This window comes from Tissierellales bacterium (assembly GCA_035301805.1).
Taxonomy (GTDB): Bacteria; Bacillota; Clostridia; order Tissierellales; family DATGTQ01; genus DATGTQ01.
The window spans coordinates 1-9,436 of record DATGTQ010000244.1; the positions used below are offsets into that span (position 1 = coordinate 1).

Here is a 9,436-nt window from a genome sequence, read left to right on the forward strand (position 1 = left end):
TTTTTCATAACCAGCATTTGAAATCCAAACCTTGGTTGTGATAAATAATTCTTCTCTTGGAACACCACATTTTTTTATTGCATTTCCTACTGCTGCTTCATTTCCATAAGCCTGTGCTGTATCAATAGAACGGTATCCTACCGAAATGGCATCTAACACTGCCTGCTCACATACTTTTGGATCGGTTACCTGAAAAACTCCAAATCCTAATACCGGCATTTTTACTCCATTATTTAATTTTACAAATTCCATTTTAATTACCTCTTTCTTTAATATTTTCTTTTTTGCCTTATCAGCAACACTTGACTATATGGGATTATACTCATGTATCTTCGATATATATGAGATTACTGGTTACTCATGAATTTTCCATTCATTTAACCATTTTGCTGTACATGCACTATTATGATTAATTATTTCACTATAGCCAATATCCATAGTTGAAATTGTATACATATCCTTCTCATTTAATTCAAAATCCCATATTTGCCTATTTTCTATCATACGTTCCTTGTGAACTGTTTTTGGAATAACCACAACCCCTCGCTGAATATGCCATCGTAGAATAACCTGTGCAACAGTTTTATTGTACTTACTACCAATCCCTTCCAGAACCTTATTCCTGAATATATCTTTCTGGCCTTCAGATAAGGGTCCCCATGCTTCTGGTTGAACCTGATATTCTTTCATAATATTTATTGCGGACTGTTGTTGATAGAAAGGATGTATTTCAATCTGGTTAATTGCCGGGGTGATTTCATTATTCATGCATAAATCAACTAAACGTCCCTGACTAAAGTTACAAACACCAATAGCACGGATTCTACCTTCCTTTAGTAATTTTTCCATAGCTCTCCATGAATCATAATAATCACCAAAGGGTTGATGAATCAAATATAAATCAAGATAATCAAGTCTAAGTTTTCCCAAAGAGGTTTCAAAAGCTTTTAAAGTATTTTCATATCCCATATCCTGAACCCATAGCTTTGTAGTAACAAAGATTTCTTCTCTTGAAATACCTGATTTTCGAATTGCATTTCCAACTGCTTCTTCATTAAAATATGATGATGCAGTATCAAATAATCGATATCCAATTTCAAGTGCATCACTTACACATTGTTCACACTGATCTGGGTCTTGGATTTGAAAAACTCCATAACCTTCTATAGGCATCTTGACTCCATTGTTTAAAGTAACATATTTCATTTCATAATCTCCTTGTTTTTTCTAAGCCCTAAAATTAAGTATAAACACTTTTTATAAAAAAGTACAATGCCAATTAAGAAATGTGCTATAATTAAAATGCATACTAAAATGATTATAATGAAATTTTTGGAGGTAGGACTATGTTGGAAATATATCAATTAGAACAATTACTGGCATTCGCTAAATATGGAACTCTTTCAAAGGCTGCTGAAGAGTTACATTTGTCCCAACCGGCATTAAGTCGTTCTATGCAAAAGCTAGAAGCAGAACTAGGTGTAACTCTCTTTGAACGCCAAAAGAATAAAATAATATTAAATCAAAATGGTTCCTTAGCAGTAGAATATGCGGAAAGAGTATTAAATCAAGCCAAGGATATGATGGAACGTGTGCAGGCATTTGACAGAAGTCAACGTACTATTTCCGTTGGTTCCTGTGCTCCTGCACCTTTATGGTCTACCATTCCACTGTTATCCACCCTTTATCCAGAAATGACCATATCCTCTGATCTGAAAAATACAGAAGTATTATTGCAAGGATTAAAAAATAGAATATATCAATTTATCATTTTACATGAAGAAATAAACGATTCAGACATACATTGTATGAAATATGGAGAAGAGCACTTATTTTTATCCCTTCCACCAGCCCATCCTTTAGCTGAACGCAATGGCATTTATTTTGAAGATATAGATGGTGAAAGCTTTCTTCTTCGGTCCAGAATTGGATTTTGGAATGATTTATGTTTAAAGAAAATGCCTGCTTCTCATTTTTTAGTTCAAGACGATCAATTCTCATTTGAAGAGCTAGTTAAAAACTCTGCGCTTCCCTGTTTCACATCGGATTTAGTTATCAAGCGGGATGGCACCCCCACAAATCGTGTGATTGTTCCAATCCTTGATCCAGAAGCAAACGTATCATACTATTTTATCTGTCTAATAGAGACAAAGAAAAAGATGGAAGTTGTTCTTCATGAGATTGGGAGACACATGCTCTGATTATAACATCAATGGCGTTACCATCTGTTGTCTTACTTGATACCTCTTTCTCAATTAAAATAATTATTCTGCTTCTTCTTGGGGTGGAAATTATGGTCAACATCAGCAGCTGTTCTATTCTTCTCAGTGATGTACCATACATAAAATATTTTGACACCATTCTCAATCCTTTCTTTCTATATAGTTCTTGAAATAAAAAAGAGGCGAAGACTATCAGAACATAAATTGATCGAAGACTTGCCTCTTTGGGTTTCTATGTTTAGTTTTAATTTTATTAAATTTTTATAAGCACTATTTAGATTATTTATAATGCACTAAATGAACAAAATATAAATTATGTGTAGCTAAATTTCATTTTTAAAACCTGGTTTAAAATTCTACCATCATAAGATTTACCACTTGATTTTTTGATGCAATATCCATATTAATTTCTTTTATCTTTGCATACCCTAAATTTGACCAAAATTTGAAAGCTCTATTATTATCTTCAATTACTCCTATACTAAATCTCTTTGCTCCTAAATGTCCTGCCCACTTAACTAATGCTTCATGTATTATTATTCCTAATCCCCTACCTCGCTCTTCTGGTTCAAGTAGCAATAGCCCAATTGTCCATTCTGATATAGTTGGAAAATCTCTTATAATATTAATTATCGCAAATATCAAACATTTCCACTTCAGTACTACATACTGGACACTTCATCCCATATTTCATAACTTACCACATTTAAACCTTATTAGAAGAATTTTGTTAGTACGCACATTATTACTAATGATAATATTACAGTAGAAATTACAACAAAAATTATTAATAATATTTTTTGATACAGCCGTTTCCCTTCTTCTCTTGCTTTTGAAATTTCATCTAAATTTTTCCCTTAGTGAAGGCTATAATTTCTTTGTATGTTTGAATATCAAATTCTTTTTTCTTCTTTTCAGCTAAAATGGCTACATACATTGAAACCACAGCTAATATAACCCAAATTGCTATTCCAACGTTATCCAGAAAATACAACAAAGGCATCGGTGTTAATATTAATAATCCAAACAGGATAGCAAGTATATTGCTCACCTTATTAAAATCTTTTCTGTCTTTTTCACTTATCTCTTTTTTCATCTTTTCCACATCTCCTTTAATTAAAATATCGAGAGGGACTTGGAAGACTTCACCTAAACGAATCAGACTATTTATATCTGGATAATTTTTATCATTTCCCCAATTAGATACAGATTGTCTAAAAACATAAATTTTTTCAGCTAATTTTTCTTGAGAAACTTCTAATTCATTTCGATACTTTTTAATCTGATTTCCTAACTCCATCCTTCCACATCTCCTTTCTCTTTTATCTTAATCAAAGAAACATTTTAGCCCTATCAAAAGTATTTGCTAATAGCATGTGTTTCGTTGTCAAAGGTCTTTTGCAGATAGCTATCATGTGGTATTGTATTATAATGCTACTATTTATAAATGATGTTCATTAATTGTAAAGAAGTTATATTAAGTTATTAATATAGCTTTTAGCCTCTTCTAAATCCTTTCCTGTAGCTATCCTATACATCTTAATTGCCTCTATTCTTTCATCTTTTAAAATGAGTTCCTTTAATTTAGCATTTAATTCTTCTATACTCATATCCTCTATTGGTATATCAACTACCCCAACTTGTTTAGTAATTTTATCTAAACTTGATTTTATCACTAATAAGTCTTGTTTTAATTTATTAAGTGTTCTGATTATAATTCCCAAAGATACTGCAAAAATTGCAATAGTTAAATAAATAATATTTTCATTAATTTATATACCTCTGAACTTTATTCTACTTATTCGTAACTAACAATGATTTTAATATAAGTATACTAAATAATAATAACTATTAAAAAAATAAAATCGTCACTTCTTATGCACTGCTTACAGCAATTAGATCCTAATTACTCTAAGCAATGCATGAATTATATTTGGTTAAAGTTCCTGAATCCCTTGATTTAAAAACATTTATTGCACCCATCACTATTATGACACGTTCCCCTGTGGCATGGTATAAAAGTGCTATACTCTCTCCTTTCCGTTTCATTTCCTGTAAGCTATCTATAGCATCCTGTTAATGGTCCTTTAGTTGGATTACTTTACCTTTTTGTTTTGGCAAATAATCTTCTATCACCTTAAATATCAGAAAATCGCCAATATAGGAAAAATGACCTTTTGACACTCTAATCATTGTATTATACTAATTATACTATATAAACTTAACATTCCAACCACCTTACCATAAATAATAAATAGCAGATAAAATCTATCTGCTATCCTGACTATTCCATTATAAATTTCCTTAACTTCAAAATAAAATTAGAATTATCTTTCCCATCCACATAATCAGTAGGTATATCTAACGTTTTTAAACTTATCCCTTGTTTATCGGCTAGAGATAATAATTCCTCCATTAATATACCCATAGTCTCTCTAATACTACAGGTTGGACTTTGATTTATACCTATTATTCCCACTATATCATAATCGTTATCCAAATACTCTTTTAATATCTTTAAGGTATCTTCTGATATACTAGTACAAAGCTTTCTATATTCTGCAGTATCATATTCATTTTTACTCATAGGTTTTCTTTGCAAGCCTAGATACCTAAATTCAGGACAAGGAAGTTGGTGAATTCCTATCCCCTCTTTCATTAATTCCTTTATTATATCTGTATAGGCACCATTTGCCCTAGCTAAAGGCTTTACCACAGCATTTTGGTTTAGTATACAATGTGAAATGAATACTATTCTTTTCTTTCTGTCCACTACTTTGCTCCCTCAATGTATTTCTTTGGTAACCTTTGGATTAGGAGTGCTACAATCAGACAACTTACAATCTTATCAATAATATTACTTGCTATTCTAGGAATGAAAGCTGCTGTAAATACCTTCTGCCCCGATTGAACCAACCATGTAAAAAGCACATCATTGAAATCTCCTGTAATGCCACCATAAACATATGTTGCTATTGGTGTACCGATTAAGGGTGCAACAACTGCAAGTATTAGGCCTGTAATAAAAGATGTTTTGAAATCAAACTTCCACCTTCTAGCAATAAATCCTACAACCAAACCTATTACTATATTAACTACTGCAAAAGGAATAGTTTTTGGGTTTGTTATAACCCCTTGAACTACATTTGTAAGTCCTCCTGCTAATGCCCCATACCAAGGTCCAAACACTACTGCTGTAAATATGGTTCCAACAGTATCTAAAAATAATAAAGGTATATTAAGCATACCTACTACTGTACCTAGTACTATATTTACGGCTATAGCCAACCCCGAAAAAACTAATGCGTAAATTTTTTGTCTATGATCCATTGAAAAACCTCCTTATCTTATAATTTCGTTTAGATTATAACATAAGGCTTATCCTATGTATAATTGATAATCTTTATATAATCTTACCTACTATAGATATTAGTAATTTACACAGGAAGGATCCAATAAGTCCAGTATCATTTGATCACCTACAGACTGCCGAATAAATCCTGATCTAAGTATATTAATAAATTCGAGTCTAAAGATCAGCAAACTCTTGAATCAATAGAGAATAAAGAACCAAATTTCAATTGATAAATACATGGAATAAAGCACTTTCACACCTATTAATAAACCTTTAAATTTCTCATCTTTAATAGGAACTATAGGTAAACGGATAAACCTAAACTTTCAGCATCACTCCTGTAAAAATATTCAAAATCCATTCACTTCACCTTATCTCAATAAAAAATATACCTAAGATTTCTCTTAAATACCTGCTCTCTTTACCCATCTTGTTGATGGTGTTTTTCCTTCACCTTATCTTTAACTACCGTATTTTTCACCCTCCTTTTAAATTTGTTTAAAATATCCCTTGTTGAGTCTCTTTTATTTTCTTTCTTTTCATATCTTTCTATAGCTTTTTTAAAGGCTAGATCCATAACCTTTGTATCTTTTGCCTGGAAGAATACTGAATAAAGCCCAGACTCCTTATTCTTCATTACAGAGAAATTAACTCCATATCGGTTAAGTTGCTTTTTAAGTTCCTTGGCTTCACCTTTTTGTAATATGAATTTTTACCATAATCATTAAAAGAAAAGGAGGCCACTTAATGAGATATAGAAATGCTACTTTAGAGGATATCCCTGCTATTTCAGAATTACAGCAAAAATACCATGTATCAACCATAAGTGAAGAAGACAAATCTGATGGCTTTGTTACAACTTTATTTACAGAAAAACAATTTGAAGAGTTAATCGAAAAAGAAAATGGACTTACTATAGCTTGTGATTGTAATAGAGTTATAGCCTATGCCATGGCTGCATCTTGGGAATATTGGTTAGCATGGCCTTTATTTCAACATATGATAAATGACTTATCAGGGACAAAATATTAGGGTCAAGTTCTTTCTACAGGAAACTCCTATCAATATGGACCAATTTGCGTTCATAAAGATTATCACGGTTCTGAAGTTCTACCAAATCTTTTTGAGTTCTTAAGGACTCAAATGAATAAAAGGTACCCTATTTTAATTACCTTTATTAATAAAATTAACCCTAGATCCTATAATGCCCATACTAAAAAACTTGGACTTGAATTAATTAAAACTTTTAAGTTTAATAATAATGAATATTATGAGCTAGGGTATGATACATCAAAGAAAACACCAGGATCTAATATCTAACATTGCCTACCTTTTATTAGAACTTTTTCTTAAAAACAAACCTGGTAAAGGTTTAATAGGCCTTCATCAGGTTTGTTTTTTTAAGTCCAGCAATTCATATGATGTTTGAAATACAAATCTAATTTAAGTTCTTAGAACGTTTTCATTTGCTTAAAGGTTTATATTTTATATAAATTATGTATCTAATATTATATTGTTTAAATTATAGCAAACCTTATCATAAATAATATAGATAATAAATACATAGCTGGCTTAATTTCTTTATGTCTTCCTGTAGCAAGTTTTAATATTACGTAAGAAATAATGCCTACTGCAATACCTTCAGCAATACTTCCTGTGAAAGGCATTAATGCAATGGTAAAGAAAGATGGTGCTGCCTCTGTTATATCATTGAAATCTAACTTTGTTACTGCCCCAATCATAAGGATACCTATTACTATAAGAACTGGTGCTGTAGCAGCCGCGGGAACTATACTAACGATCCCTGAGAAAAATAGAGCTATTATAAACATTATGCCAGTAACAAGTGCGGAAAGCCCAGTCCTACCTCCTGCAGCAATTCCCGAAGAAACTTCTAAATAAGTTGATGTAGTTGTACATCCTAAGAAGGAACTTATGGTTGTAGCAACGGCGTCGGTAAGTAAAGCTTTTTTAAAATTTTTAACATCTCCAGTTTCATCATATAAATTACCTTTTTCTGCTACTGCCAACATTGTACCAATATTATCAAATAGATCAACCATACTAATAGTAAGTACAATCATAATAACATTTAATAAAGCTTTTCCAGCACCACCATTACCGAGCAAACCAGCAAAATCCTGTTTAAATAAGGTATCTGTTATTGATGGTGGTAATGAGAATGCTTGAAATTCTGAAAAGTTAGTTACACCAAGAGGAATTCCTACTATTGTAACTATAGCTATAGAGAGTAGAATTGAAGCTTTTACCCCCTTAGCCATAAAGACTAAAATTAAAAATATGCCTAAAACACTTAATAACACTGCCGGGTCTCTTAAATTACCAAAATGCATTCCACCTTCTATGGCAACAACTATTCCAGAGTTTTTAAATCCAACAAGTGATATGAACAATCCAATACCAGCAGTTATTGCAATTTTTACACAATTAGGCAAAGCCTCAATGATGATTCTTCTTAAGGGTGTTAATGTAATTATAACAAATAGCATACCTGATATTGCAACAGCGGCCAACCCTTGCTGCCAAGTATAACCAAACCCTCCTTGGGATACTGGTGCACATACTTTATATGCAAAAAATATAGTAAGCCCTAGGCCTGGTGAAGTAGCAAATGGTAACTTGGAATAAAGTGCATGTAACATAGTACCTATTATTGCAACTAAACATACAGAAGTATATAACCCTTGTGGTGGTACCCCTGCATCTGCTAAAAAACTAGGAATTACTATTAATGCATAGGCCATAGTTATAAAAGTTGTAACACCAGCAATAATTTCAGTTTTTACATTTGTACCATTTTTAGATAGATTATAAAAACTATCTAAAAATGACTCTGAAACACTTTCCTCATTCATTTTTTATCTCTCCTTTTAATATCCTTTAATTTTTTGAATAAGTATCGAGTACAGTTAATTATTATTATAAAATATTCTTGCTCGAAATATAAAACTCAACTAAAAATACTACTTGAAAAAATATTTTGTTTCTATGTTATATATTAACAAAAAATATTTTTGAATGCACAGTAAATTAATACTAATAGCTTCTTTTGTCTAGTTTTAACGAAAATTATGAAATAATATATGCTAAACTATCTAATATATTTGAAATCCCCAAATTTTATAAATATTTAACAAAGGCATAGAAGCAGGCCTTTATAAAACACCATTCACACCATATATTCCTGTACATATTTTATATAAAAATTAATAAGTCTTAAACCTTAATTTATACGAGGTTCAAGACTTTTATTTTCAATAGTGTGGTATTTGTATTATTTAGTTTTATAGAAATTAGCATGTTTTTTTAAGTTTATAGAATGGCTTTAGTATCAAGTGCTTATCATCCGAAAGTTTTATTATACATATCCCATATAAGAAAGATTTAACCTACGAATGAAATATTGATAAAAAGGTAATAATACTTGGAATGACTCATCTTGAAATTTAAATAAGCCAAGGAAGATACTTTTGATTAAAATTATCCCTTAGAGACACTTATTCTTATATATACAACCTTATAACAGCTATTTCTAACCATTATAAGGTTTTTTTACTTTAGCTATCATCTATTAACCCTTCTAGTATTGAAAGTACTACGTAGCATTTTATAAACATCCTTATTCTCCCTTTTTAGAGTCATTCTTGTTCCTAATAACTCACCACAATTAGGGCAATGTATAGCTCCTGGATCCTTGGAAAAATCAATAGAACCTTCAATAATTCTATCAATATGCATTCTTAATAAATTTCCTTTACCTACTTTTTGATACTTAGCAATATTAGTTTTGCAAAAACCACAAGAAACCAATAAAATATAACTACCTTTTACTTTTCTA

12 protein-coding genes and 1 pseudogene are annotated in these 9,436 nt (G+C 31.0%); 3 read left to right on the top strand and 10 right to left on the bottom strand.

Going from position 1 to position 9,436, the window contains the following annotated elements:
- Both VK071_12070 and VK071_12075 read right to left on the bottom strand, forming a co-directional pair.
- The coding region (locus VK071_12070) for an aldo/keto reductase (GenBank protein ID HLR36048.1) at positions 1 to 252 on the bottom strand (252 nt) is incomplete at its 3' end.
- Positions 253 to 354: 102 nt separating this feature from the next.
- On the bottom strand, positions 355 to 1,206 hold the full coding sequence (locus tag VK071_12075; protein ID HLR36049.1) for an aldo/keto reductase: 852 nt from the start codon (positions 1,204 to 1,206) through the stop codon (positions 355 to 357).
- A 140-nt stretch (positions 1,207 to 1,346) separates the two neighbouring features.
- On the opposite strand from VK071_12075, the gene VK071_12080 reads away from it, so the two are divergent.
- Positions 1,347 to 2,201: a LysR family transcriptional regulator gene (locus VK071_12080; protein HLR36050.1), complete on the top strand. Its 855-nt coding sequence runs from the start codon at positions 1,347 to 1,349 to the stop codon at positions 2,199 to 2,201.
- A 369-nt stretch (positions 2,202 to 2,570) separates the two neighbouring features.
- On the opposite strand, the gene VK071_12085 is transcribed toward VK071_12080, so the two are convergent.
- The 6 genes and pseudogenes from VK071_12085 to VK071_12110 all read right to left on the bottom strand — a co-directional run bounded on the left by VK071_12085 (position 2,571) and on the right by VK071_12110 (position 6,280).
- Positions 2,571 to 2,867: a GNAT family N-acetyltransferase gene (locus VK071_12085; protein HLR36051.1), complete on the bottom strand. Its 297-nt coding sequence runs from the start codon at positions 2,865 to 2,867 to the stop codon at positions 2,571 to 2,573.
- A 199-nt stretch (positions 2,868 to 3,066) separates the two neighbouring features.
- Positions 3,067 to 3,522 (bottom strand): helix-turn-helix transcriptional regulator, encoded by a 456-nt coding sequence (locus VK071_12090; protein HLR36052.1) that lies wholly within the window; start codon positions 3,520 to 3,522, stop codon positions 3,067 to 3,069.
- 172 nt (positions 3,523 to 3,694) lie between these two features.
- A complete protein-coding gene (locus tag VK071_12095) occupies positions 3,695 to 3,946 on the bottom strand; it encodes a hypothetical protein (GenBank protein ID HLR36053.1) in 252 nt (83 codons plus the stop codon).
- Between the two features lie 560 nt (positions 3,947 to 4,506).
- Entirely contained in the window at positions 4,507 to 4,995 is a 489-nt protein-coding gene (locus VK071_12100) for a hypothetical protein (GenBank protein ID HLR36054.1), read from the bottom strand.
- Positions 4,995 to 5,552, bottom strand: a complete 558-nt coding sequence (locus tag VK071_12105) for an ECF transporter S component (protein HLR36055.1) — start codon at positions 5,550 to 5,552, stop codon at positions 4,995 to 4,997. The genes VK071_12100 and VK071_12105 overlap by 1 nt, the downstream gene beginning before the upstream one ends.
- A gap of 446 nt (positions 5,553 to 5,998) precedes the next feature.
- Positions 5,999 to 6,280: pseudogene (locus tag VK071_12110) on the bottom strand (PcfB family protein).
- Between the two features lie 44 nt (positions 6,281 to 6,324).
- Between VK071_12110 and VK071_12115 the strand changes: the two are divergent.
- Both VK071_12115 and VK071_12120 read left to right on the top strand, forming a co-directional pair.
- Positions 6,325 to 6,609, top strand: coding sequence for a hypothetical protein (locus tag VK071_12115; GenBank protein ID HLR36056.1), 285 nt, complete (start codon positions 6,325 to 6,327; stop codon positions 6,607 to 6,609).
- Between the two features lie 111 nt (positions 6,610 to 6,720).
- Entirely contained in the window at positions 6,721 to 6,897 is a 177-nt protein-coding gene (locus VK071_12120; GenBank protein ID HLR36057.1) for a hypothetical protein, read from the top strand.
- Between the two features lie 197 nt (positions 6,898 to 7,094).
- Here the strand turns inward: VK071_12120 and VK071_12125 are convergent, their stop codons facing one another.
- Positions 7,095 to 8,453 (bottom strand): NCS2 family permease, encoded by a 1,359-nt coding sequence (locus tag VK071_12125; GenBank protein ID HLR36058.1) that lies wholly within the window; start codon positions 8,451 to 8,453, stop codon positions 7,095 to 7,097.
- Positions 8,454 to 9,162: 709 nt separating this feature from the next.
- On the bottom strand, positions 9,163 to 9,436 hold a 274-nt coding region (locus tag VK071_12130; protein ID HLR36059.1), incomplete at its 5' end, for a hypothetical protein.